Source organism: Halosolutus sp. YCN4 (genome assembly GCF_059736495.1).
On record NZ_JCASSM010000001.1, the window covers coordinates 299216 to 323624 of the forward strand.

At 66.0% G+C, this 24409-nt stretch carries 29 protein-coding genes and 1 pseudogene; 9 read left to right on the forward strand and 21 right to left on the reverse strand.

Annotated features, from left to right (window positions below; genetic code table 11):
* Nucleotides 1-14 precede the first annotated feature (14 nt).
* A pseudogene (locus tag AC6I6X_RS01505) lies at nucleotides 15-260 on the reverse strand (pyrrolo-quinoline quinone); the annotation flags it as partial.
* 54 nt (nucleotides 261-314) lie between these two features.
* Here AC6I6X_RS01505 and AC6I6X_RS01510 point away from each other — a divergent pair.
* Nucleotides 315-1706 (forward strand): GntP family permease, encoded by a 1392-nt coding sequence (locus tag AC6I6X_RS01510; RefSeq protein ID WP_497928751.1) that lies wholly within the window; start codon nucleotides 315-317, stop codon nucleotides 1704-1706.
* Here the strand turns inward: AC6I6X_RS01510 and AC6I6X_RS01515 are convergent.
* From AC6I6X_RS01515 to AC6I6X_RS01555, 9 genes are all read right to left on the reverse strand, one after another.
* Complete coding sequence (locus AC6I6X_RS01515; RefSeq protein WP_497928752.1) at nucleotides 1703-2275, reverse strand: HemK2/MTQ2 family protein methyltransferase; 573 nt, start codon at nucleotides 2273-2275, stop codon at nucleotides 1703-1705. The genes AC6I6X_RS01510 and AC6I6X_RS01515 overlap by 4 nt on opposite strands.
* Nucleotides 2276-3487, reverse strand: coding sequence for a mechanosensitive ion channel family protein (locus AC6I6X_RS01520; RefSeq protein WP_497928753.1), 1212 nt, complete (start codon nucleotides 3485-3487; stop codon nucleotides 2276-2278).
* A 91-nt stretch (nucleotides 3488-3578) separates the two neighbouring features.
* A complete protein-coding gene (locus AC6I6X_RS01525; protein WP_497928754.1) occupies nucleotides 3579-4415 on the reverse strand; it encodes a 16S ribosomal RNA methyltransferase A in 837 nt (278 codons plus the stop codon).
* Between the two features lie 121 nt (nucleotides 4416-4536).
* A complete protein-coding gene (locus tag AC6I6X_RS01530) occupies nucleotides 4537-5133 on the reverse strand; it encodes a DUF655 domain-containing protein (RefSeq protein WP_497928755.1) in 597 nt (198 codons plus the stop codon).
* A 102-nt stretch (nucleotides 5134-5235) separates the two neighbouring features.
* Nucleotides 5236-6492, reverse strand: coding sequence for an MgtC/SapB family protein (locus AC6I6X_RS01535; RefSeq protein WP_497928756.1), 1257 nt, complete (start codon nucleotides 6490-6492; stop codon nucleotides 5236-5238).
* Nucleotides 6493-6629: 137 nt separating this feature from the next.
* Nucleotides 6630-6986: an RNA polymerase Rpb4 family protein gene (locus AC6I6X_RS01540; RefSeq protein ID WP_497928757.1), complete on the reverse strand. Its 357-nt coding sequence runs from the start codon at nucleotides 6984-6986 to the stop codon at nucleotides 6630-6632.
* A 10-nt stretch (nucleotides 6987-6996) separates the two neighbouring features.
* Complete coding sequence (locus AC6I6X_RS01545) at nucleotides 6997-7305, reverse strand: 50S ribosomal protein L21e (RefSeq protein ID WP_497928758.1); 309 nt, start codon at nucleotides 7303-7305, stop codon at nucleotides 6997-6999.
* Between the two features lie 152 nt (nucleotides 7306-7457).
* Nucleotides 7458-8312 carry a ZIP family metal transporter gene (locus AC6I6X_RS01550; protein ID WP_497928759.1) on the reverse strand — a complete coding sequence of 285 codons (855 nt, stop codon included), beginning with the start codon at nucleotides 8310-8312 and terminating at the stop codon, nucleotides 7458-7460.
* Nucleotide 8313: 1 nt separating this feature from the next.
* The gene (locus AC6I6X_RS01555; RefSeq protein ID WP_497928760.1) at nucleotides 8314-9705 is read right to left on the reverse strand and encodes a selenium-binding protein SBP56-related protein; all 1392 of its coding nucleotides are present in this window, start codon (nucleotides 9703-9705) and stop codon (nucleotides 8314-8316) included.
* Nucleotides 9706-9883: 178 nt separating this feature from the next.
* Between AC6I6X_RS01555 and AC6I6X_RS01560 the strand changes: the two genes are divergently transcribed.
* Nucleotides 9884-11050, forward strand: a complete 1167-nt coding sequence (locus AC6I6X_RS01560) for a cystathionine gamma-synthase (RefSeq protein WP_497928761.1) — start codon at nucleotides 9884-9886, stop codon at nucleotides 11048-11050.
* Nucleotides 11051-11149: 99 nt separating this feature from the next.
* Here AC6I6X_RS01560 and AC6I6X_RS01565 read toward each other — a convergent pair whose 3' ends face one another.
* Together AC6I6X_RS01565 and AC6I6X_RS01570 are read right to left on the reverse strand one after the other, a co-directional pair.
* Nucleotides 11150-12145, reverse strand: a complete 996-nt coding sequence (locus tag AC6I6X_RS01565) for a hypothetical protein (protein WP_497928762.1) — start codon at nucleotides 12143-12145, stop codon at nucleotides 11150-11152.
* A 159-nt stretch (nucleotides 12146-12304) separates the two neighbouring features.
* Nucleotides 12305-12529 (reverse strand): DUF7979 domain-containing protein, encoded by a 225-nt coding sequence (locus AC6I6X_RS01570; protein ID WP_497928763.1) that lies wholly within the window; start codon nucleotides 12527-12529, stop codon nucleotides 12305-12307.
* Between the two features lie 249 nt (nucleotides 12530-12778).
* Here AC6I6X_RS01570 and AC6I6X_RS01575 point away from each other — a divergent pair, with 249 nt between their 5' ends.
* Complete coding sequence (locus AC6I6X_RS01575) at nucleotides 12779-13462, forward strand: MBL fold metallo-hydrolase (protein ID WP_497928764.1); 684 nt, start codon at nucleotides 12779-12781, stop codon at nucleotides 13460-13462.
* 20 nt (nucleotides 13463-13482) lie between these two features.
* Here AC6I6X_RS01575 and AC6I6X_RS01580 read toward each other — a convergent pair whose 3' ends face one another.
* The gene (locus AC6I6X_RS01580; protein WP_497928765.1) at nucleotides 13483-14601 is read right to left on the reverse strand and encodes an RNA ligase; all 1119 of its coding nucleotides are present in this window, start codon (nucleotides 14599-14601) and stop codon (nucleotides 13483-13485) included.
* 135 nt (nucleotides 14602-14736) lie between these two features.
* Here AC6I6X_RS01580 and AC6I6X_RS01585 point away from each other — a divergent pair, with 135 nt between their 5' ends.
* Complete coding sequence (locus AC6I6X_RS01585; RefSeq protein ID WP_497928766.1) at nucleotides 14737-15177, forward strand: hypothetical protein; 441 nt, start codon at nucleotides 14737-14739, stop codon at nucleotides 15175-15177.
* An 86-nt stretch (nucleotides 15178-15263) separates the two neighbouring features.
* Complete coding sequence (locus AC6I6X_RS01590; protein WP_497928767.1) at nucleotides 15264-15938, forward strand: RNA ligase partner protein; 675 nt, start codon at nucleotides 15264-15266, stop codon at nucleotides 15936-15938.
* Nucleotides 15939-16019: 81 nt separating this feature from the next.
* On the opposite strand, the gene AC6I6X_RS01595 is transcribed toward AC6I6X_RS01590, so the two are convergent.
* Both AC6I6X_RS01595 and AC6I6X_RS01600 read right to left on the reverse strand, forming a co-directional pair.
* The gene (locus tag AC6I6X_RS01595; protein WP_497928768.1) at nucleotides 16020-16286 is read right to left on the reverse strand and encodes an elongation factor 1-beta; all 267 of its coding nucleotides are present in this window, start codon (nucleotides 16284-16286) and stop codon (nucleotides 16020-16022) included.
* An 11-nt stretch (nucleotides 16287-16297) separates the two neighbouring features.
* Entirely contained in the window at nucleotides 16298-16477 is a 180-nt protein-coding gene (locus AC6I6X_RS01600; RefSeq protein ID WP_497928769.1) for an HVO_2753 family zinc finger protein, read from the reverse strand.
* A 374-nt stretch (nucleotides 16478-16851) separates the two neighbouring features.
* On the opposite strand from AC6I6X_RS01600, the gene nreA reads away from it, so the two are divergent.
* The 3 genes from nreA to AC6I6X_RS01615 all read left to right on the forward strand — a co-directional run bounded on the left by nreA (nucleotide 16852) and on the right by AC6I6X_RS01615 (nucleotide 18814).
* Complete coding sequence (gene nreA, locus AC6I6X_RS01605) at nucleotides 16852-18162, forward strand: DNA repair protein NreA (RefSeq protein ID WP_497928770.1); 1311 nt, start codon at nucleotides 16852-16854, stop codon at nucleotides 18160-18162.
* 67 nt (nucleotides 18163-18229) lie between these two features.
* Nucleotides 18230-18484, forward strand: coding sequence for a preprotein translocase subunit TatA (locus AC6I6X_RS01610; protein WP_497928771.1), 255 nt, complete (start codon nucleotides 18230-18232; stop codon nucleotides 18482-18484).
* A 108-nt stretch (nucleotides 18485-18592) separates the two neighbouring features.
* On the forward strand, nucleotides 18593-18814 hold the full coding sequence (locus tag AC6I6X_RS01615) for a hypothetical protein (RefSeq protein ID WP_497928772.1): 222 nt from the start codon (nucleotides 18593-18595) through the stop codon (nucleotides 18812-18814).
* A gap of 140 nt (nucleotides 18815-18954) precedes the next feature.
* On the opposite strand, the gene AC6I6X_RS01620 is transcribed toward AC6I6X_RS01615, so the two are convergent.
* From AC6I6X_RS01620 to AC6I6X_RS01645, 6 genes are all read right to left on the reverse strand, one after another.
* Nucleotides 18955-20124, reverse strand: a complete 1170-nt coding sequence (locus tag AC6I6X_RS01620) for an AI-2E family transporter (protein ID WP_497928773.1) — start codon at nucleotides 20122-20124, stop codon at nucleotides 18955-18957.
* 89 nt (nucleotides 20125-20213) lie between these two features.
* Nucleotides 20214-20993, reverse strand: a complete 780-nt coding sequence (locus tag AC6I6X_RS01625; RefSeq protein ID WP_497928774.1) for a PHP domain-containing protein — start codon at nucleotides 20991-20993, stop codon at nucleotides 20214-20216.
* Nucleotides 20994-21098: 105 nt separating this feature from the next.
* Entirely contained in the window at nucleotides 21099-21563 is a 465-nt protein-coding gene (locus AC6I6X_RS01630; protein ID WP_497928775.1) for a DUF302 domain-containing protein, read from the reverse strand.
* Between the two features lie 120 nt (nucleotides 21564-21683).
* On the reverse strand, nucleotides 21684-22124 hold the full coding sequence (locus AC6I6X_RS01635) for an RDD family protein (RefSeq protein ID WP_497928776.1): 441 nt from the start codon (nucleotides 22122-22124) through the stop codon (nucleotides 21684-21686).
* Between the two features lie 185 nt (nucleotides 22125-22309).
* Complete coding sequence (locus AC6I6X_RS01640) at nucleotides 22310-23008, reverse strand: CPBP family glutamic-type intramembrane protease (protein WP_497928777.1); 699 nt, start codon at nucleotides 23006-23008, stop codon at nucleotides 22310-22312.
* Between the two features lie 6 nt (nucleotides 23009-23014).
* Complete coding sequence (locus AC6I6X_RS01645; protein ID WP_497928778.1) at nucleotides 23015-23302, reverse strand: DUF5789 family protein; 288 nt, start codon at nucleotides 23300-23302, stop codon at nucleotides 23015-23017.
* Between the two features lie 124 nt (nucleotides 23303-23426).
* Between AC6I6X_RS01645 and AC6I6X_RS01650 the strand changes: the two genes are divergently transcribed.
* A complete protein-coding gene (locus AC6I6X_RS01650; RefSeq protein ID WP_497928779.1) occupies nucleotides 23427-24335 on the forward strand; it encodes a cell division protein CdpA domain-containing protein in 909 nt (302 codons plus the stop codon).
* The last annotated feature ends 74 nt before the right edge of the window (nucleotides 24336-24409 follow it).

A 24409-nucleotide genomic window follows, 5' to 3' on the forward strand; every position in this document is an offset into this window, starting at 1 on the left:
CGGCCGCCGTCCGCTCACTCTAAGGCCAGGAGCGCGTACGTCTCGTCTCGCTCGACTTCCGCGACGACGTAGAGCGTGCCGTCGTCGAGAACCGGACCCGGACCGACGCGACCGTCGAAGGACCGATCGAACCGGAGCGCCGGCCCGCCGTCCGGATCGCCGCCGGGGGTCGGATCGACCGCCCGGAGCCGATCGCCGCCGACGAACAGGGTGTCGCGGCCGAGCGCCGGCGCGGTGTGTCGCCAGTCGCCGATGTCGTACATAATTCAAACATCAATAAACACTAATAACAACGTTACTAAATATCAGGTCGTATGTTACCAGCAACCATGCCACTACAGATCGGCGGAGCAGGACCGCTCCTCGCGCTGGTCGCGGGGATCGCAACCATCATCCTCCTTCTCATCTACCTGGATTTGCCGCCGTTCATCGCGCTGGTTATCTCGGGATTCGTCGTCGGCGCGGTATCGCCCGCCATTCCGTTCGGCGAAGTACCCGGGGAGTTCGCCGGGGCGTTCGGCGACGGGATGGCCGGGATCGGTATCCCGATCCTGATGGCGGCGATCATCGGAAAGGCGATGATCGAAAGCGGCGCGGCGGACCGGATCGTCCGCTTTTTCAACGGCGTCTTCGGGCGGGACAACACCGAGTACTCGCTGTTCAGTAGCGGATTCATCATGGCGATCCCGGTGTTTTTCGACAACGTCTTTTACCTACTCGCGCCGCTGGCACGAGCGGCGCGGTCGCGCACGGGACGGAATTACGCGCTGTTCATCGTCGTCATCGGTGCGGCCGGTGCCGTGACGCACGGGTTCGTCCCACCGACGCCGGGTCCGCTGCTCGCGGCCGGCGAGTTTGACGCTAACCTGGGGACGACGATTCTCGTCGGCCTGCTGATCGGCGTGCCGACCGCGGTCGTCGCCGGGCTCGGCTACGGATACTTCATCAACCGACGGCTCGATATCCCGCTGCGCGACGCGATGGGGACGACCGTCGAGGAACTGAACGAAAAGGTCGACCGATCCACGAGCCAGCTTCCGGGTCTGCTCGAGGCGATGCTCCCGATCCTGCTGGCCGTCCTGCTGGTGGGTGCGGACACCTTCGTCACGACGTTCATCGGCGAAGACTCCTCACCAGCGGCCGTCACGAACTTCATCGGCGATCCGAACTTCGCGCTGACCGCGGCAGCGCTTGCTGCGGCGTTCACCTACTACCGCATGAGCGACCTCTCCGGAGACGTGTTCTCCGACGAACTGACCGAGGCGCTCAAGAGCGGTGGTAACATCGCGGCGATCACTGCCGCCGGAGGTGCGTTCGGGTACATGCTCCAGCAGGCCGGTGCCGGCGAACTCATCGCGAACAGCCTTCAGGAACTCGGCTTCGGCGTGCTCGCCACCGCGTGGGTGATCGCCGCGGGCGTGCGCCTGGTCCAGGGGTCGGCGACGGTCGCGATCACCACGACCGCGGGCATCACCGCACCGATGGCCGGAAGCTTCGGCGCGAATCCCGCCTACCTGGTGATGGCGATCGGCGCCGGGGCGACGTTCTGCTCGTGGTACAACGACAGCGGGTTCTGGATCGTCAAGGAGATCGGCGGCCTCACGCAGGGCGAGACGCTCAAGACGTGGACCGTTTCGACGATCCTCATCGGGATCGTAGGGCTGATCAGCACGCTGATCTTCTCGACGATCCTCCCGCTGGCCTAGTCGAATAGCTCGAGGACGGTCAGCGTCTCGAACGGGAACGACTCGTCGGCGACGGCGACGGCGCTGAACCCCTCCTCGCCTGCGCGTTCGACCACCTCGTCGACGCCGGTGAGGCTGCTGACGAGCAGGTAGACGACGCCGTCGGGGGCCAGCACGCGGCCCACGGTCGCGAGGAACGGGTCGATGACGGCCCGGCCGTCTTCGCCCCCCGAGAGCGCGCGTTCCATCCAGTCGTCCCACTCGTTTTCGGGATCGGTCGGCAGGTACGGCGGGTTGAACGCGACCGCGTCGAACGCGCCGTCGGCGAACGGCGACACCAGATCGGCCCGGACCGTCTCGACGTCCTCGCTCCGGGCCTGTCGGACGGCGTGGGGATTCAGGTCCGAGGCGATCACGCGGGCGCCGGTCTCCTCGGCGATTCGGGACGCGACGTAGCCCGACCCGGTGCCGACCTCCAGCACGAGCGCGTCGTCGTCGACCCGGTCCGCGACGGTCTCGGCGAGCAGCGCCGAGTCCTCCGCTGGCTGGTACACGTCGCGTTCGAGCCCTCGCCGGTCCTCGAGCCCCATCTACGATCCCTCCGGCCGGGATAGCCGGTGTTCGGAGCCGGATCGATCGTCGTCCCCGTCGGAACCGGACCTGGCAGTATCGGCTCCGGACGGAGCACCGCCGCCGCCGAACGATCCCTCCGGGCCGTCCGCGATCCGGAAGCCGCCGGTTTCGGCCCGGCCGGACAGTTCGCGCTGCGGGTAGGGGATCTTGATCCCCTCCTCCTCGAAAGCCGTTTTGATCGCCTCGATCGCGGCGGTCCGTGCCCGCCAGTGCCGTCGCGCGCTCGGCCTGTCGATCCAGAACCGAACGCCGAGCACCACCGCCGAGTCGCCGAACGACTTGCCGACCACCATCGGCGACGGCGCGTCGAGCACGAGGTCGACGTCCGCGAGCGCGTCCTCCGCGAGCGTGGCGGCCCGATCGATGTCCGACCCGTAGTCGACGCCGACCTCGACCTCGATGCGGAGTCGCCCCCGCTTCGATCGGTTCGTCACCGTGCTCGAGGCGATGACGTCGTTGGGGATCATGATGTACTCGCCGTCGAAGGACTTGAGCCGGGTGTTGACGATCGAGATGTCGGTGACGATCCCCTCCTCGTCCTCGACCTCGACCCAGTCGCCGATCTCGAACGGCCGGGCGAACATCAGGACGAACCCGGCGAGCATCGTCCCGAGCGTCTGGCGGGCGGCCATGCCGACGACGATCCCGAGGAAACCGGCCCCGACCAGCAGGCCGCCGAGGTCGTCGATCCAGACGCTGAGGATAACGACGAGCGACACCGACCAGATGATGACTTGCGAGAGACGGTGAGTCACCTCGCGCTGGTGATCGGTCACCACCGCGGCCGAACCGAGGACCTCCGCGACGACTCGGCGGACGAACCGCGTGATAATGAACGTCGCGACGAGGAGGATGAACGTGACGATCGACCGGGCGATCGCGTCGCCGCCGAGCCCGTAGTTCTGGTAGGTGGTTCTCAGGGTGTCGGTCTGGCCCCAGACACCGACGACGACGACGAGACTCACGACGCAACCCGCGGTGAGCACGACCATCGTGACGATGTCGCTGTACAGCGGTCGCGTCCGCTCGTTGAGCCACGCCTGGAGCCGTCGGGAAGCGAGCAACACGGCGAGCAGGAACCCGACGGCTGCGAACGTCACCGCGAGCCGCTGGGGTTGCGATTCGACGGACTCCGACAGCCAGTCGAGTCCCGTCAGGACACCGGTCATGGATCTGTGTGTTCTGTCGACCGATTCTACCGTCCAGCTTTGAGTATCCGTCGGTCGGGGCCGGCCGGGATCGATCGGTTGACAGGCGCGTTCACGCCGTCGGCTCACCGACCGCGATCGCCAGCGTCGCCAGTCGCGCGAACTCGGCTGGCGCCATCGCGTCCGGGCGTTTCCGGAGCAGTTCCTCCTCGGCCGCGTCGACGACCGCGTCGGGGTCCTCGAGGGACGTGATGTGGGCCGTGTTCCGGACGCCGTTCCGGACCGTCTTCCGTCGCTGCGTGAACAGTGCCTTGACGAACCGCAGGAAGAACTCCTCGTCGTCGACCTCGTAGTCCGGGTCCCGCGGTACCAGTCGGACCACCGCGCTCTCGACCGTCGGCGGCGGGGAGAACGCTTCCTTCGGCACCGTTTCGACGAGTTCCGGGTCCGCGTAGTGCTGGGTGGAAACCGAGAGCCGTCCGTACTCGCTGGTTCCGGGGTCGGCGACCATCCGCTCGGCGAACTCCTGCTGGAACATCAGGACCAGCGGCCGCTCCTCGGGAAGCAGTCGAAAGGTGATCTCGCTCGAGACGCCGTAGGGCAGGTTCGACACGGACGCGGTAAACTCGGGGAGGTCGACCTCGAGCGCGTCGCCCTCGATCACCGTCAGCCGGCCCGCGTCGATCGCGTCGGCGAACTCCTCGCGCAGGAACGCCGCGAGTTTCCGATCGCGCTCGACGACGGTCACCTCGTCGGCGACCGCGAGCAGCCGATCGGTCAGCGCGCCCGTCCCGCCGCCGATTTCGAGGACGTGGCTCGCGTCGGCGTCGATCTCCTCGAGATAGGTCGGCAGTCGATCGAGGACGCGATCGTCGACGAGGAAATGCTGGTCGCGATCCGGATCGCCCCGCACGCCCGCCCGGGCGATCAGTCCGTCTGGATCTCTCATTGGCGACGGTTGGGCGAGGGCAGGTGTAAACGCACCGTCTTCGGACTCGTCCGGTCGGTTCTGTCCGCTACCGATCGACGACGATCCGTCGCACCGACGCCGGTGGCGCCGAAAAACGGGGTTACTGGTTTTGTTCCTGTTCGCGCCGCCCGACGAACGTCTGGTACTTCAGATCGTCGTCGCGCAGTTCCTCGAGGATGCGCTCGACGAGGATCTCGTCGGGATCGTGCAGCCCCGAGACCCGATCGGAGAGGTCCTCGAAGCTCTCGAACGGCTTGCGCTTGCGCTCGTCGAGGATGCCGTTCCGGAGTTTCTTCCCGATCCCCGGCAGGAGATTCAACTGGTGGAGTCGCAACGTGATCGGCTGGGCGTCGTTGTAGAAGTCGACGAACCGCTCCTCGTTCTCCTCGACGAGGTCGGCGACGACGTACTCGAGTTCGGACCGGGCACCCGACGAGAGGTCCTCGTACTCGACGCGCGTCGCTTCGGTGACTACCTCGCGCTCTGCCGGCGGTTCGACGACGACTTCGCTCCCGATCGTCAGGCGTTCGTTCTCGTCGAACGCGACCTGGTAGAGGCGGAAGTCATCGACCTCGAGTGCGTACCCTGCTGGCGACTTCTCGTACTGCGGGCGGCCGTCGTCCGACAGACCGTGTGCGAGGTAATCCAACACGACCGCGCGCCGAACGTCCGTCTCGTCGCTGTCGGCTTCGCTCATTAGTTGTCGATACGGCCACGGCGTACTTAAAGAGTCGGCCCGGTTTCAGTGGATACGGAACCCTCGTTTCAGCGTTCGACCCCTGCCCGCCATCGTCGTCGTTCAGAAGGTGACGAGAGTAAATACGAGGCCGACGATCGAGACGATCCCGAGTATTGCCGTTACCAGGAGTGCGAGGCGTCGCGTTCCGAGCAACCACGCGAGTCCCGCTTTGACGAGGGTGTTCGCGATCGCCCCGATGACGATCCCCGTTGTCGCCACCTGCTGGGAGACCGCTCCCTCCGCCGCGAGTCTGCTCAACGTGATCGTGATCGCGTCGACGTCGGCGAGCCCCGAGAGAAACGCCGTCGCGTACACGCCCGACGTGCCGACCCGCGTCTGTGCTGACTCGGACACCAGCAAGACCACCGCGAAGACGACCCCGAAGAACAGCGCGGGTCGCAACCGGAACGGATTCTCGATGTCGGTTTCGATTCCGGCCTCCGGGGCGGACCGCCAGTAGACGACGCCGGCCACGAGCGCGCCCGCTACCGTCATCGCACCCAGCGGAACCGCAACGTGGGGGAGCAGTGCCGGATTGACGACCGCGATCTCGATGGCCGCACGCGGAAACATCACGATCGACGCGACCACCGTCGAGAACCCACAGATCCGGTAGAGCGAGGGGACGTCCGACGTCCGTTCGGCCATCGAAACCGTCGTCGCGGTCGAGGAGACGAACCCGCCGAGGACGCCGGTCAACGCGATGCCGCGCTCGGCACCGACGGTCCGGCTCAGGACGTAGGCGACGAAACTCAGGCCGGTGACGAACACGACCATGAGCCAGACGAACCGCGGGTTGAGTCCGAACAGGACTTCGAGTTCGCGATCGGGAAGCAACGGGAGCACGACCAACACGACGAGAACGAATTTGACCGAAGCCCGGCGTTCGCTCTCGTCGATCCGATCGACGAACCCGTGAATCGTCCCCTTGGCGGAGAGAAGCACCGTGACGACGCCGCCCGCGATGATCGCGAGTACCGTTCCGCGGTGTGAGTGGGTCGCCAGCGCGCCGAGGACGACGGTGAGGAGCGCTGCGGTCAGGGTCGTGAGGCCGATGTCGCCTTCCGTCAGTATCTTCGCGCCGTAGGCGACGGTCAGCGGAAGGGCGATCGCGATCAGTGCGACGGGGAGCAGGTCCGGAAAGAACGCCTGAACGAGTGCGCCGAAGAGCCCGAACAGCGGGAACGTACGGCTACCCGCGAACGACCCGCCGGATTCGCTCCGCTCGCGCTCCAGTCCGATGAGCGCCCCGACACCGAACGCCACAGCGATGCGCGAGACGAGCACCAACAGCGGCTCGGTAGTCGGGTCGACCATTCGTTCACCCTTTCGCTCCCGCTTCAGTCAAACTATCGGAACGACACTCGATATCGATCGACCGGTTCTTCCAGTCACGGTGGAGCGGTACCTGCCGACGGGCCAGCGATCGTAGAAACAACGACCGAACGTCGCTCTCAGCGATACTGCGCGACGACGTTGAGAATGTCGTCGAGTTCGTCGCCGGACAGCGAATACCGTTGCTGTGCGTACACCGATCGAAGTTCGTCCCGGTCGCGCGGCAGGAGGTTCGCGATCTTGTACGCCGTCGGTTCGTCGACCTTCTCGAGGTCCTGGAGGTCGTCGACCAGCGCCTGTGCCTCCTCGGGGTCGAGCGTGGTGAACCGGTTGACGTGTTCGATCGCGCGGGCGAGTTCGTAGCGGAGCTCGCGGTCCTCGTCCAGTGCGCGTTCGGCTTCGATGTCGGCGAGCAGCTCCTTCGTTTCCGAGACCGTCAGGAACTCCTCGTCGACGATCTCTTTGAAGATCGTCATGGGTCCTGGCTCAGACGTCGACCTGGTCCTGGTCCTGTGCGCGCATGTGGGCCGCGGTCACGATGAGCGTCTTGGTCTTGCCGCGGTCGTTGATCTCGACCTTGAACGCGTCCCCCTGTTTGCCGACGACCTCACCGGTGTGGCCGTCGAAACGCGGGTGGAAACGGCCGTTCGGGACGCTCGGGTCGATCTTCAGGTGGACTTTCTGTCCGGCGTCGTACTCCTGGATCGCTCGTTGTGGCGGCGACGCCCCGCGATCGCGGGGATCGTTGGAAAGTTTGTTCCGGGTTCCCTGACGAGGGCCATTAGATTTCGGCATAGTCGTACGCCCCTCTTACTTGGTGATGGTTATAAAACGCACGTTCCACCGTCGTCGCGGTCGCGAACCGGATTCGGGTCGAATTCGATCGTCGATCGCTCGATCGGGAGCCGATCGCCGCCCGCCGACAGACGAGGTGGTCGACCACCCTGCTACCCTGACCCCGGCGTCGCCCCGTCGAGTCGACGACGCCGATGCGTCGACGCCCGGAGTTCGGTGAGGCCCGTCACGAGAAGCACCCCGCCGACGCCGGCGAGGACGACCGTCGCGATCGGCGGCGAGACGACGCCGACGAGGTACCGTCCGACGAGCGCTCCGGCGAGGAACCCGAGGTTGACTCCGGTGACGCTCCCGATCGCCCAGCCCCGGCCGACCGGCGCGTACAGGCCGCCGATCGCGACGGTTTCGCCGACCGCGTGCACCGTCAGGACCGCCAGGCCGACCAGGCCGAGCGCGGCGCTCGCGACGTACACCCCCGCGACGAGGACGCCTTCGACCGATCGGTGGAGCGCGATCGCGCCGAACGCGGCGTCGGCACAGCCGTCGTGCGGCGAGACGCCCCGGGCGCGACCGACCCACGCGACCGCGCCGCCCAGTAGCACGCCGCCGATCGCGACGGCCGCGTACTGACCGACGACCGACAGCAACGCCAGGAGTCCGAGGAGGATCAGCAGGACCGACATCCCGATCCGGGTCGCCGCGCCGTCACCGTGCTCGCGGTCGCGATCCGGATCGGCGGGGTCGGCATCGGCTCCGGACGCGGGATCGGACGCGAGTCGCGATCGGAAGCCTCGAACCGCTCCGAGGCCGATCGCGACGCTGAGCAGGGTCGAGAGGCCGATCGCCACGAGGAACGGCACCGTCGCTTCGTGGGCCTGCGCGGTCGCTCCCGTCTCGTGGGCGCTGGCGACGGCCGGCCCGATCGAGAGGGCGACGAGCGCGATAGCGACCGCGACGGCGATCGGCCGGGGAGGGCGAACCCGTTCGAGCGAGGGTGTTCGGGGCACGTTACATCCAGATGTCGCTGGTGCAGTCTCCCTCGGGCCACCGGATCTCGTGGGCGCGGGCTGGGCCGTCAGGTAACTCGGCGAAGTCGACGAGGAAGTCCTCGTCGAGGGTCATCGTTCCCTTGCGGGGATCGACGTCGATCTTCAGCATGACCGAGCCCTCCTCACCCTCTGCGGGGAAGAACTGGTTGTCCCAGGTCGAGTACAGCGACGTCGTGAAGTAGAGGCGCTCGCCGTCGAGCGAGAGCTGGAGCATCTGCGGGCCGGCGTTGATCGTCCGCCCGTTCACCTCCTGGCGGTCGCTGAAGAGGCCGCCGACGGAGACCGTGTCGACCAGTCGCGGGTTCGACCGATCGGAGATGTCGTACATGCGGACCTCTCCGTGGAGCCAGTTCGAGAAGAACAGGTATTGATCGTCCATCGAGACCACGAGGTCGGTGATGAGACCAGGGACCGGCATGTCCCAGTCCTCGTGGTCGCGCGGCTCGACGTCGATGACCTTGCTTGCGTGCCATTCCTCGCCCTCCTTGTACAGGTGGAACATGTTCGACGAGAGCGCGGCGCCGACGTACGCGTGGTCGGAGTCGGGACTGTGGAGGAACCGCACTTCGAGCGGGACCATCCCTTCTTCGCCGAGGTCGATCGTCTGTTCGACCGTCCGGTCCTCCCAGTTCCAGAAGTGGAGCTTCTGGCCGTACTTTCCGGCTTCGACGTCCTCGAGGTCGAATCCCGGCTGGTAGGTCGCGGGAGCGGCCCACTCGCTCGAGACCATCACGTTCCGGCGCGGCTGGTACCAGAAGTCGTAGTTCATCTCGATGTCACCGGGCGTGTCCCACCGACCCTCGACCTCGAAGTCCGAATCGAGAAGGAGGAAGCCGCCCGGGAGGTCGCCGTCCGCGTTCCCGAGCATGCTGATCATGATCTTCTCGTCCGGGATGCAGTGGACGGTGTGCGGCGCCGAGAGGTCGTGTTCGAACACTTCCTCGGGTTCGATCACCTTCACGAGTTCGGGGTTCTCGCGGTCGTCGGTGTCGACGATGTGGATCCGGGACGATCGGTTGCCGGGAACGACGAGGTAGCGCCGCTGTGCGCCCTCGACGTGGCAGGACGAGGAGCACGCGTTCCAGCCGAAGTGGTGGAGTTCGTCGCCCTCGACCGGCATCTCGATCCGATCGACAATCTCGCAGTACGTCTCCGAGTCGGGGTCGAGGTCGACGACCGTCAGCATGTCGGGGGCGTCGACGTCCGTCCCGACGTAGAGGGCCGGGACGTACGCGATGGTCTCGCGGGCCGCCTGTTCGATGGCGGCCTGCGGCGTTGCATAGCCCACGTCGCTGGCGCGGTGCTCGTGTTCGCCGTGGGCGTGGCTGGCGTGTCTTGAGCTAGAGCCCATGGAGTACAGTACGCCACCAAACAACATAAATAAATATTATAGAAAGATATTTGCAAACCTTCGGTCCTGTGTTTCTACGGACCCGTTCCCCCAAAGCAAAGAGCGGGGTCGATAGTCGGGATCGACGCCCTGCGGCGGAGTCGTCAGTATAACTTACCTCCGCCGCGTCGGCCCGCGTATGGACGACGACCAGTTCCGGATCGAGACCCGATCGATCCACGCCGGCCAGGAACCCGACGCGGAGACGGGCGCGCTGATGACCCCCATCTTCGCCAACTCGACGTACGAGCAGGACGCCCCGGGCGACCACCGCGGCTACGAGTACTCCCGGACCGGGAACCCGACCCGGACCGACCTCGAGGAGAACCTCGCGAGCCTCGAGAACGCCGACTACGGCCGCTGTTTCTCGAGCGGCATGGGCTCGATCAACACCGTGCTCAACCTGCTCGAGGCGGGCGATCACGTGGTGACGGGCAACGACGTCTACGGCGGCACCCACCGCATCTTCACCCAGGTGTACGAGGACTACGACGTCGAGTTCTCCTTCGTGGACATGACCGATCTCGACGAGATCGAGGCCGCGTTCCGGCCGGAGACGGAACTGCTCTGGCTCGAGACCCCCACCAACCCGCTCATGTCGGTGGTCGACGTCGAGGGCGCGGCCGAAATCGCCCACGCGAACGACGCGCTCTGTGCGATCGACAACACGTTCGCGACGCCGTACCTCCAGCGTCCCCTCGATCTCGGCGCGGACGTCGTCTCCCACTCGCTGACCAAGTACCTCGGGGGCCACTCCGACGTCGTCGGCGGTGCCCTGCTGACGAACGACGAGGAGTTAGACGAGCGGTTCGGCTTCTACCAGAACTCCGTCGGCGCGACGCCCGGTCCGTTCGACTGCTTTCTCGTCCTCCGGGGGATCAAGACCCTGCCCGTTCGCATGGAGCGCCACTGCGAGAACGCGCGCGCGATCGCCGACTGGCTGGACGACCACCCCGACGTCGATCGGGTCTACTATCCGGGGCTCGAGTCCCACCCGGGCCACGAGGTCGCCCGCGAGCAGATGGACGACTTCGGCGGCATGCTGAGTTTCGAACTCGACGCGACTCTCGAGGAGGCCAGCGAGGTCGTCTCGAACACCGAGGTGTTCACGCTGGCGGAGAGTCTCGGCGGCGTCGAGAGTCTGATCGAACAGCCCGCCCCGATGACTCACGCCGCGATCCCGCGCGAGGAGCGCATCGAGGCCGGCCTCACGGACAGTCTCATCCGGGTGAGCGTCGGCATCGAACACGTCGACGACCTGATCGCCGATCTCGACGCCGCGATCGAACGCGCGCTCGGGACGTGACGTCGGGATCCCCGGTCCGTACGGACTCCCGTCAGTCGGTTCCGGCGCACCTACGACCCGCGGTACAGGGACGCGGGGACACAGCGACAGCAGACCGTTTCACAGCAGGCCCCTGCTCTCGACGTGGTAGACTAGGATCCGCTCGAAGGCCTCGAGGTAGGCGTCGCCGTCGACCGAGTCGAGGTCGCCGACGAGGGCCCCTGCGGCGTCGTACTCCGCCTGCCAGTCCGCGAGGAACTGGGCCTCGAGGTCGCTCCCCTCGATCGCCTCGATCACCGGATCGACGGACTCCGGCGTCGGAGACGCCCGAACCGCCTCGAGTCGATCTCGCGAGACGACGCCGGACTCGAGCGCGCGGACGACGATCCCGGAGACGAGATCGCCCTCGCGGAGTTCGCGCTTCCAGGTCACGAGCCAGTTGCTGATCCGAGCCATCCGTTGCGTTCGCCGGACCAGTTGCCGGAGCGCTCCGAGTTCGCCGGCGTCGAACGCCGGCGCGTTCACGAGGTCGAGATCCGCGTAGACGAAGATCATCATGTTGTGAACGTCGTACCGCCACAGATCGCGTTCGGAGACGAGCGCGGGGTGTGCGTCGGCGACCCTCGCGTACTCGATCGCCTGCACGACCTGTTGCAGGTCGAACCGCAGGACGTCGCGGAACGCTCCGAGACGGGGGCTGTCCTCGATCGTCGCCGAAAACGACGCCCAGACGCGCTGGAGGAATCGGATCGTCTCGTCGTCGACGCCACGGCGATCCGGATCCGCCCGACAGTAGTCGAACGGAACCTTGCTCGCCTCCTCGAACGTGGCCCGATCGCCGCGTTTCTCGGCGACGTCGTCGACGACGGTGACGAACAGCGACGAGAGGAGTTTCGCCTCCTGAGCGCGCCCGGCGTGGTCGTCGTCCACGCAGGAGAGCGTAAACTTCGGAAAGAGGTGCGTGAGCCAGCGCCAGAGGTACGGATCCCGGTTTCCGATCGCGTCGTCGTACGCCTCGAGCAGTGGGATGATCGATTCGGGGAGTTCCTGGCGGCGAACTGCCTCGACGATCGAGTCCCGTCCAGCGGTTTCTGACTGGAGGTGAGTACTCGTCACAGATGATTTTACCCAAACGAATAATTAAACCTACTGATGTAAGATTGCTAAAAATAGCCGGTCGCAGGTTCGACGACGGTAGTGGTGGGACGAACCCGCAGGGCCGGTGCGGGCGGGCCAGACATCGCGAGACCGGATACAGAAGGCGATCGATCGTGGTCAGTTGACCGAGATTTCGTAGTAGTCGGTGTACTTGACGAAATCGCATCGTCGCAACCCGTCGGCGGCGTCTCCGTCGACGGCGTCGAAATCGTCGTCAGGATCGCTCTCGCCGGCGAGGTCGGGGAACAGTTCTTTCGCCGCTTCGCTCAGTTCGTCGTAGTGACAGACCGTGGAACCGGCCGGGACGTCGTCGGTCGGCTCGAGCGTGATGCGCTGACTCATGGGACGGTGTCTCGTGGTTGTGGGTGGGAGATATTCAATTTTATCCCGGATGATCGACGAACGTACACAGTAGTGGCGTTGTAATCCGTTTGAATTGGACAAATGAGTCTTCAGGGCGGGTCCTCGTTCGACCACGCGCGTCACGTCGATCCGGGCCGATATCGGCTCCTCGCCGTCACGGAGCGTCCACGAATCCGATCGGGCCGGAAATGACACACACCTTTCTCGGTCCCCGACGAACGGCGTCGTATGAACGACCACGACGAAGCCGGTGTTCACGCACTTCCGATCGACGTCGCGTACGGCGGCCGCGAACTGACGATCACGCCGTCGGTCGTCGAGACCGATCGCGGACTGGTCCTGATCGACGTCGGGCCGCAGGATGCGATCGATTCGCTCGAGGTCCACCTGCAGAACCTCGGCTACGCGATCACGGACGTCTGGCTGATCGTCTGTACCCACCACGACGGCGACCACGTCGGCGGCCTGTCAACCGTGCTCGATCGCGTCGACGCCGTCGTCGCGACCCACCGCGACGAGGCACCGTACGTCAGGGGCGATCGCGACCCGATCAAGGGAAGCGGCGATCGGTACGCGCCGGTCGCGGTGGATCTCGAACTCGCGGACGGCGTTCGGATCCCGACGCTCGCGGGGCCGATGGAGGTCGTCGCGACTCCCGGACACACGCCGGGACACGTCTCGCTGTTGTTCCCCGAAGACGGACTCCTGCTCGCCGGCGACGCGCTCGTCGCCGACGGAGACGAACCGCTCGAGGGACCGAAACCCGCGTTCACGCCGGACCTGGATCGCGCCACGGAATCCGTCGGTCGGCTCGCCGAGCGCGACGTCGAGCACACGCTGTGCTTTCACGGCGGCTACGTCGACGCCGGGAGCGATCGGATCGCGGAGATTTTCGACCAGTATCGGAACTGACGGCGTTCGACCGTCTGCGGTCACTCCTTGACGATGTGGCCCTCGAGATAGTTCTCGATCTTGTCGTTCGTCGCCTGGGTCCGCTTGCAGAACGTGACGACCCGATCGCCGTCCTCGCGCCGGTCGTCCTCGACCTCGATCTGGAGGCCCTGACCCCGGAGGTGGTCGAAGAGGACGTCGATCGTCTCCGTGCTGGCCCGGACGGTGTGTCGTTCGCCGACAGCCCCGCCGTCCGCGACGGTCTCGATGCTGTCGCGCATCGAGAGGAGGATCGCCTCGCCAAGGTCGTTCGCGCGCTCGCGCGCTCGCTCGTCGGATTCGCAGCGCTCGACCGCCTGGAACGCCTCGCGGATGAGTCGGCGGAACATGAACGCCTGCCCGTAATCGAACGGGAGCGAGAAGGCGTACGCGAGGTCCCCCTGGTTCGCCGCCGACGTCGTGTACTTCAGTAGTCCGGCTCCGTCGGGCGATTTCATCACGACGCCCTCCCGGTCCTCGGCCTCGAGGTCGCGAACGATCCGATCGACCTCGCCGGCCGCGTCGTCGACGTCGTAGCTGCCGAAGTACTGCGTCTGCGGGATATCGAACCGATCGTACCGGCCCCGCCGTTCGTCGACCGGGAGCGGGTCGCCTGACTGCCGATCGCGCCAGTCGAACGCCCGGAAGGCCAGCGAGTCGACGTCGGGGTAGTCGTGGGCGGTGTAGGGGTTCTCGGGACCGATCATTTCGCCACAGACCATCGCCTCGGGATGGGCGTCGAAGAGCGGGTCGAGATCGACGAGGCGATCGATGAACCGGGTCGTGAACGGACAGATCATACCGCTCCGGGAGAACGCGAGAACGTCGCCGTCGATCCGGGCGAACCGGACGTTGTAGCCGTTCAGTTTCTCCTCGACGACGACCTCCCCGTCGAACCAGTTCGGGACCCCCGTCTCGAGGACGAGCGTCCGCGGAATCTTGGGGAACCCGCGGACGACCTCGCCCGCGATCAGGGCGGTACCGCGCTCGACGCCGCGACGGTAGTCCGGCACGTGCCGGTACTCGAGTCCGTCGTAGCTCCGCCCCTCCAGGTGCTCCACGAGCGAGTCGAACGCTTCGTCCCCGATCCCGAGCTTCCGATGGTACTCGGTATCACTCATCGTCCCGAGCTACGCCGTCCCGACGGAAGAATCACGCCCCCGATCGGGTCCGATCGGGTCCGATCGGGCCCGCGACGGTGGCGTCTCGATCGTCGAAACGGAATTCTCATCGGCGTCCAGCGAGTACGCGGTCGTATGCAGATCGAACTCCGCGTCTGCCAGCACTGTCTCGAGGGCGATCACGGCAACGAGCAGCGGACGCAGGTGATCAACGACATGGTCGACTGCGCCGAGCGGATCAAGGAGTACAAGGACGTCATCGATCTCGACGCGGTCCACATCCGCAGAGTCCGGGAGGACGAGCCCGGGAAACCGGCCTCGCTGCCCGTCGTCGCGGCGTCGATCCAGAACAACCAGGTCGTCTTGAACGACCTCCAGCTCGTGACGGAAGGTCAGGACGGCAACATGCTCATTTACGTCGATCCCCAGGACATCCTGACGGTGCTCGCCGGTAACGTCGACGAGATCAGCAAGGCCGTTCCCGGCGACGTGGCCGTCGACCTCTCGCCGACCGGGGCCGAGATGATCTCGGAGGCGGACCTCGGCGCGAAAGGGCCCCAGACCGGCGACAACTGACGGCTCGCCCCGCCGATTCCTCGTTCGTCCGTCTCCGATCCGCCCCGAGACCTACTTATTTCCCGGTTCGACTCCTATCGTGGACCATGTCAAGCGAGGCGTTCAAACAGCGGTTCGTTCTCGATACGTCGCTGTTCATCACCGAGGAGATCCGGCGAAACGACGAGTCGGTCGAGGACGCCGTGTGTCGACTGCTCGAGTTGATCGCGAACGCCCGCCTCAACCTCGGCATCTCCTGTTACGTGCCGCCGACGATCCACGACGAGTTGACGACGATGCTCGCCGATCGGGGGGTGAGCGAGGAGACCGTCGCGATGCTCAACACGTGGGTCATCCGCAAACACCCCGATCGGTACGAGATTTCGATCCCGGCGAACGTCGTCTACACGTTCGTCGACGAGATGAGCGATCGGGTCAACCGCGGACTGCGGGTCTCCGAGGAGGCGGTCCGTCGAGCCGAGCGAAGCGCCGACGAAACCCTCGACGAACACGAGTACAAGACGGAGGTCGACACCGTGATCTCGGACCTGCGGGACAAGTACCGCGGCGCGATGCGGACCGGCGTGCTCGACTCCCGCGAGGACTTCGACCTCCTGATCCTCGCCCGCGAACTCGACGCGGGAGTCGTCACCGAGGATAGGGGCATCATCGACTGGACCGAGGACTTCGGCCTGCGCTTCATCCGCGGCCGGGAGTTTCCCAACCTCCTGGAGCAGTACCTCGCGACCGTCGACCCCGAAACGAAGCGGACGATCGACTAACCGCCCGTCCCGGTGTGACGCGATCCGACGCGAGCGCCGCCGCTCGCGGAACTGCTCGACGGCGGCGAAAAAGGGCCTCCGTTAGATCCGGCCGACGTTCTCGACGCCGACGCTCTCGACGCCTTCGACGTCCGTGAAGTTCTCCTCGACGGTCTCCGTGCCGCCCGCGCCGTCGGGGACGATCACGGTCGGGTAGAGCGCGACGAGGCCGAATGCGACCTCTTCACGTTCGACGCCGTTGATCTTGGCACCCTCGGGGAGGGCGCTCTCGAGGCGCTCCTGGAGGGAGTCCAGGTCGATTTCGGGGCTGTCCGGCATGACCTTGATTTTGGCTGCGACTTTTCCCATGCTCCCTCACCTTATGGACCCAGGAACCCGCAGTCGGGGCACTCGTAGAGGTTGCTCTGTTTGCGACACTTGGCACAGCGGTAGATCTGCTGGCCGCACTCGGGACACTTGAACGCGGCGGCGTTCGTCCCCGCGATGTTGATCCCGCAGGAGACACAAGAGCGCGTCTCGCGGTTGTCGGTCGTACTCATACCCCTCCTTTCCCGCCCGTCGTTTTTAACCGTTGTCTTTCGAGGGTCGACGGCGGGGCGCCACGTTGAGCAACGATCGGCGGCGATCGAGTCGCGGCGGTGCCGGTCGACCGTGATCGACTGGGTCGATGACGGTATCATCGCCCGCGTTTTCCGAGCCAGAAAACGCGCCGGCGGCTACTTTACGGTGCGATCGAAAAAGGGTGACCGAGGTTCGGCCCGCGACGCCCGGTCGAACCTCTGCCTCTGACTTTACCGGCCCGCGAGCCGTGTCGTACCGGGACGCCAGTGGAACCGTACCGATCGCGTCCCCGAGCCACGGCGACGGGTTCGGAACTCAACATTCAAACCCGCCCCGCACCTACAGCCGGTGAATGCGCCTCGACGACTACATCGAGGATTTAGAACCCGACGAGGAGGCCGAGCGACGGCGCCTCGCGAAGGAGAAGTCCTACGCGATCACGGACCACCTCGAGGACTTCGAACGGCGGTTCGACGACGCCCTGACCGGCGATACGCTCGTCGGGTCGACCGCCCCCTCGATCTTCGTCGGGCGATCGAACTACCCCGACATCCCCGTGGGCCTGCTCTCGCCGGTCGGCGACGAGGGGGCGGCCGAGGAGTACGTCACCGACGGGGAGTGGTACCGGCAGGGGTACGCGATCGACGACGTCCTGCAACGCAGAACTGGGCTGTTGAACTCGAACAAGCGCGCGAACGTCGACTCGCCGAGCATCGCGAGCAGGCTGACGCCCAACGTCCACGACGCCTGGGACGGCTTCGTCGGCGTCCAGCGGGAGGTCGCGATCGCCGACCGGCCGGTCGACCTCGAGATCGGCCTCGACGACGCGCCCGACCTCGGTCTCGACGCGGGAACGGACGTCGCGACGCCCCGCGGGCCGCGGGCGACCGCCCGGAACGCCGACTTGCAGGAGAACCCCCACGTTCCCAGACCGGTCAAGAAGACCCTGGAGGACGACGACTGGCAGGCCCAGGGCGCGATGACCTACCTCTACCGGCGCGGGTTCGACGTCTACGAGATCAACTCGATCCTCTCTGCGGGCGCGCTCGGCGAGACCGACCAGCGCCGCCTCGTCCCGACGCGGTGGTCGATCACCGCCGTCGACGACACGGTCGGCCAGTTCCTGCGCGGGCGCATCCGGTCGGCGCCGAGCATCGACGAGGTCCAGGTCTGGGCCAACGAGTACATGGGCAATCGCTACTGGGTGATCCTCGCGCCCGGCAACTGGGAGTTCGAACTCGTCGAGATGAAAGCTCCCGGCAGCATCTGGAACCCCAACCCCGAGGACGACGTGTGGCTCCAGAGCGCGTACGAGGGGTTCGAGGGCCGCTCGAGCTACGTCGAGGAGACCGCCGGCGCGTACTACGCCGCTCGCCTCGGCGTACTCGAGCACCTCGAATCGATCGGCCGGCAGGCGAAGTGTCTGGTCCTGCGGGAGGTCAGCGACGACTACTGGGCCCCGGTCGGCGTCTGGCAGGTCCGCGAGAGCGTCCGCAACGCCTTCGAGGGAGCGTACGGCGAGGCCGAGACGTTCCACGGCGCGATCGCGGAAATCGCGACCCAGTTGCCGGTCTCCTACGCGCGACTCCGGCGAAAGTCCGAACTCGCGGCGGCGGTCCAGTCGAACCTCAGTGCGTTCTCGACGGGGGACAGGTCGTCGTAACAGGGGCCGACGATCGGCGTCGTTACAGCACACAAACACTTTTGTTGGCTCGGTCTGACGTATCGGTATGATCCCGCCTGTCACCCTCTTCGTCCCGGGCGCACCCGGGGGTCCCGAACTCCTGATCATGCTGTTCCTGATGTTTTTCGTTCTCGTTCCGATCGTCGCGATCGGACTCGTGGTCTGGATCCTGACTCGCGACCGCGACGGCGGGACCGGAGCGACCGCGCCGACCGATGGAGACGTCGCCACACTCGAACAACGCGTGGCGGCTCTCGAACGGCGCGTCGAGCGCCTCGAGGCCGATCGCGACGAGCCTTGATCGATCGGCCGCGTCACCGGCGGTCGACGACGTCCGCGACAGTGGAACCGCAGTCTCCGCGGTCCTCGATCCCCGGTGCCTAAGCCGTTCGAGCGCGTCTCCGGACGTATGTGGCTCGCGCTGGTCAGCGCCGAATTGCTCGCGGTGCTCGCGGTACTCGCCCTCCTCGTCGGCGTCCCGATCCTCGTCGTCGCCGTGATCGCGGTTGCCTCCGGGGTCCTCCAGTCCGACATCGATCGTCAGGTTGCGGCGCGAACCGGCAGGCAAGACGGGTCTCACGAGGACGGGTCGAGTGACCCATCTACGGGCCAGTCCGACGATGATCGATAATTCAGCATTCTCCGTTCGTCGGTCTCGTCCCCCTCGTCAGTCTGTTCCCGTTGCGTCGGCACGGGGAGTCCCCTCGCTCCTGGTTCGTCCCGCCCGATCGCGAGTCGATCGCGGGCACTCGCTCTACGGTTTACTGTAAGTCATTTCCGGCGCAACCGCGATCCGGGTGGCGGTTGCGCCGGTAACTCGTTACAGCAATCCGTATCGACCGTGGGGGCGCTTTCACCTTCCGAGACGGCGGTCGCGCTCTCGCCCCCGGACACCGACCGGGCGGGCGAACCGACCGCAGGGTCCCCGCTCGCCAGCGCGGTCTTGCTGAAGACGTTGAGTCCGGCCTTGAACACCGCGAGGAGTACCGGGCCGAGGAACAGCCCCATGATTCCGAGCAGGTAGATCCCGCCGATGACGCCGACGAGGACGGCGGCGCGGTGGAGCCCCGAGCCGTGATCGACGAAGACCGCCCGCAGGTAGTTGTCGACGAGCGACAGGACGGTCAGCCCGTAGCCGAGCAGTATCAACCCGGCAACCACTTCGTCCGCGGCCACGAGATAGCCGACGGCGGGACCCCAGACGAGCCAGATTCCGATCGCCGGCAGGAACGAGACGACGATCATCACGACCGTCCACAGCGCGACGTTGGGGACGCCGAGCAGGTAGAATCCGAGACCGCCGAGCAGGCCCTCGGCCAGCGCGACGAGGACGTGGCTCCGGATCACGGCCCGAGTCACGGTCTCGACCTCCGCGAACAGCTCGTCGCGAACGTCGTCCTCGAGGGGGATGACGTCGGCAAGCCAGTCGACGAACGCCGGCCCGTCCAGAAGCAGGTAGTAGAGGACGAACACGATGACGAGCAGGCCGACGCTCATCCGGATGCTGGCGTTCAGGAGTCCGATCGTCTCGCGGAGGAACAGTTCGACGGCGCTCGCGATCGATCCCTCGACCTCCGCGATGGCCTGTTCGCGTACCGCCGCAAACGCCACCTCGTCGACGCCGATCTGGAGCGCCACCTCCCTGAGCGAGTCGACGACGACCGACTCGTCGAACCCGTCGAGATACGTGATCGTCGTCTGGAGCAGGACGATCGAGACGTACAGCGTCGGGACCACCGTTGCGACGATCGCGACCCCCGTGATGACGAGCGCGGACGGGCGCGATCCGATCCGTTCCTCGAGTCGCTCGTGGGCGGGGTAGAGCACGAACGCGAGGAGCGCGGCGGCCATCACGTACTGTAACAGTGGGGCGATCATCAGGGTTGCAATGGTCCCCAGAGCGAGGAGCAGGAGGGCAAAAAACGTGGTCCGGACGTCCATAGTTCGTGGTTCCCCTTCACGTACGTAAATATTGACATTTCTTTGTACTAACCAGTGGACGGTTCGACCGCGCCCGCTCCGATATGGGATCAGCCGATCGGCGAGGTCGATTCGAGACCCGCCTCGACGAACCGGTCGGCGAGCAACGGGACCCGATCGACGAGTTCGTCCGGCCGGTGGGCGTCGGCCCCGGGGACGAATCTGATATCGCGATCGCGGAGGATCTCGAGAAACGACGGTTCGGGGTGGAACGATCCGTACTCCCGGCCGACCCGTCCGGCGTTGATCTCCGGGATGGTCGAGGACTCGACGAGCGCGTCGGCGACTCGGTGGTAGTGCTCGGTCGTCGCGTAGCCGCGCAGTTCCGGCGTCCGTTCGATCGCGTCGACGTGGCCGAGGACGTCGAACGCGTCGAACTCGAGCAGGGTGACGATTTTTCGGTAGTAGTCGTCGACGAGCGCCCGGCGCGCTGCCTCGGTCCGGTCGGCGAATGCCGATCGGTCGAAGAGACACGCGCCGTCGAGTTCGTGGACGCTGCCGATCGCGTAGTCGAACCCGGCCGTCTCGAGGAACGACTCGAGTTCGGATTCGTCACGGGGGTCGTAGTCGAGTTCGACGCCGTCGTAGATCGCGACGTCGGTCGCGGCCCGCAGGCTCTCTAGGGCCTCCCGACGTCGCTCGTAGGTCAGATCGAGGTTGAATCCGTGCTCGCGCTTGGCCCGCATCGGCACCGATCGGTTCGAGACGTTGCAGTGATCGGTGATCCCGACGGCCGCGAGGCCCGCGCGTTCGGCCGCCGCGACCATCTGGGGGATCGGCCGGCCGTCGGAGTAGTTCGAGTGGACGTGAAAGTCCCCGGACAGTGTCACTACCGGCCGGTAGGCCACGGGACGTTCTAAAAGTCAGGGTGGCAGTGGCCGACGGGTGCGAACGCCGATCGGTGGTCGTCACCCGCCTGTTCTCGATCGGCGCTCTCAGTCCGTGACCTCGGTCTCGACGGAGTCGAGTTTCGCGAAGGTCTCTTCGGTAAGTTCGCCGGTGGTCGCGACGATGTCGGCCCACGCCTCGTTGTCCGGCGCGATGCCGAGCAGGCGGGCGATCTTCATGATCGAGACGTGGTAGACGCGCTGGCGGCCCGGTTCCTCCTCCCAGATGACCATGTTACACGGGAAGAGCCCGCCCATGCGCATCGTCTCGTCGAGCGTTCGATCGGCGATTGCGGGGTTGCAGGCTCCGAGCACGTAGTAAGGGTCCCGATCGGCGTCGACCTTCTCGTTCAGCAGTTCCGCGGGCGAGAACTCGACGGGGATGCCGAAGCCGACGTCCAGGCAGACCTCGCGGACGTGTTCGATCGCCTCCTCGTGGCCCATCTCGAGGATCGCCTGTTTCTCGCCGTACTCGTCGGGATCGATCGTGGCAGGGTCGATGGGAAGGCTCATACGCGATACATCGGACGGAGGACCTATAACAGTGTGTGAGACGAGCCCGGTCTTCGGTGCCGGGGCCGAGTTTCGGCCGATCGTTTGACGCCAGTCGATCGGTTTCCCGACCGATCCTGGCTAGACGTTGACGACGATCGTCTCCCCGATGAGGTCGCCCAGACGCTGGTTCTCGTCCGTCGCCAGAATGAGAACGATCGCGACGATGACCGATAGAAACGCGCCGCCGCCGAGCACCTTTGTGATATTGCGAAGCACCGCCTCCGCACCCGTGCAGTCGCGCCCGTCGGTGCGGACGACGCGAATCCCCATTAGCATCTTTCCGGGCGTCTGCCCCCATTTCGCCTCCGACCCGGCGTAATACGCGATCGACAGGAACAGGACGACCAACACGGCCAACCCCTCGATTCCCTGTGCGTTCCTCGGACCGCCGCTCAGCAGGAGAAGCGGGATCAGCACGACGATCGCAATGACGAAAAGCGCGATGCCGTCGGCGAACCACGCGATCCCGCGTTCGAGCAATCCAGCGTAGTCGCGACGCCCGAAGTTCTGTCGGCTCATTCTGATACTCCAACTCATTAATCTTGTTGTATATCTCCATTGATTCTGCTCCGACCGAGCGGAATCAGAATCGATCGGCGAGGGACGAATCGGCATCGATCAGCGAAGGACGAATCAGCATCGATCGGCGAGGGACGATCGTGGAACATCGGTCGGCGATCGGAGACGAAACGTCGTCCCCCGACTCACAGCGGGAGCGGCAACCACTCGAGGTACTGCAGGTACGGCAGTGGATCGAACAGCGGGTCGTGCAACACCAGCCAGTCCAGCAGGACGAGGCCGGCGCCGTGGGCGATCACCGACGGGAGGATGGAGTTCGACTGGTAGTCGACCGCGCCGAAGAGGACGTCGGTCGGCCCCGACAGCAGGAACTCGATCGGGGGTTTCGTCGAGTGGTGGATCATGTAGACGACGGGGCTGATGAGCACGGCTTTGAACCCGATCTCCCGAACGCCGACGCAGAGCAGGCCGCGGTAGTAGGTCTCCGCGGCCAGCGCGAGCGTGAAGAGTTTCACCGCGTGGGGGAGAAACTCGCCCGGCGCGGCCGAGGTCTCCCACATCGGGTAGAACGCCCGGATGGTCGGCAGCGTCGACCCGACGAGGTAGAACGGCAGGACGAACATCGCGAGCAAGAGCGCGTTCCGGACGGCGACGCGATCGACGGTCCAGCCGATGTGCTTGCCGTGGGAGAATCCGAGCGCGAGCGGGCCGCCGATGAGCAAGACCGCGTCGACGATCGTTCGGCGGCCGAGGTCGCCGGGGACGACCTGCATCCACACCACGGTCAGGACGGCGCCGGTTAGTAACGACTTCTGAAACCAGGTAAGCCGATCGAACTGGGCGCGCGCCCACTCACTCGGGGCTCGATCCTCTTCAGTGGCCACGGGTCGTCACTCGTCTGCGGTCGGGATCGGCCCGGTGCCGACGACCCCGCGGACGTGTCGCTCGAACTCCTGGTGGCGCTGGAAGTACGTCTCGTCGACCTCCTCGAGCACCGAGGAGAGTTCCCGGGGCCCGTCGGGGGTCCGGATGACGCTGTCGCCCTCGAGCCGATCGACTTCGCTCTTCTCTTTGGGCCAGGTCAGCCGAGACGTCACACGTGCGAGGGGCGCTCCCTCGACGGGAGTGTGGTCTCCGAGCGATACGGCGGGCTCCGACTCGTCGTCCTCGTCGCTCATAGGCAGTGCTTCTCGAGCGTAGCGATTCAAGCTTTCGTTTCCGGGGGTCGCTCGAGCCGATCCTCTCTCTTTGACGAAACGTGTCTGACATACCGTTTTGTGGGCCGAGCGTGAATACGATCGCATGACTAGCCTGACGGAGGTTTACGACGGGGCCGCACGGGAGGGAGCGAGCCTCCGGCGGCTGTACGCGGGGACGGCCCTCGTCTGCCTCGGTGCGATACTCGCAGTCGTGGCCGTGCTCGTGGCGACGACCGATCTGTTCGGGGGGTACGTGGTCGAACTCACCGCGTGGGAGATGGCCGGCCACTACGCGGCCGTGCGCGTCGCAGGCGTCCTCGCCGGTCTCGGCGTCCCGGTCGCGCTCGTCGGCGTGTTCGTCGTGTTGCCGGCGGGACGACGCGTCCGAGCGGCCGCCGCGATCAGTGCGAGCCTCTGTCTGCTCGGCGTCGTTCTCTTCTGGTACGCCTATCCGCACCACTGGCGCGGATACGGTCAGGAACTCACCCTGGAGGTCTCCGCGATCTACCTGCTCGGGCTCATGACCGCGGTGTGGTGTCTGTTCACTGCCGTAGTCAACTTCAAGACCCGGAACGATCCCGGCGGCATGCTCGAGATGAACGTGACCCGTCGCAACCAGACGGTCGTCGAAGTCGACGAGAGCGACGACGCGACCGGCGTCGGCGGCGTGGGATTCCTCGGCAGAACGCCCGACGGTGACGTGGAGACGCAGACGAACGCGTCCTCGGGCCGCCGATCGGACCCCGCGGCCGTCGCCGGCGCGGCGACCAGCGACGGCGGGTCGACGACGGCGGACCTCTCGTCGCCGAGCGATCGCGCCCGCGACGGCCGCGACGCGGAGATCGTCGACCCGCCGGAGTCGAGGAGTGAGCCGGCGGATCGCTACTGTGGAAACTGCAGTCACTTCGAGTACGTCCGGTCCTCGTCGGGAATGGTCCCCTACTGTGGCCGTCACGAGTCCGCGATGGACGACATGGACGCGTGCGAGGAGTGGACGCCGAACCGCCGCTAATTCGGCGTCGGACAGTCGTCCTCGGGCCGAGGGATTCGTACCGATCGATCGAGGGTCTCCGTTTTGTTCCGCTC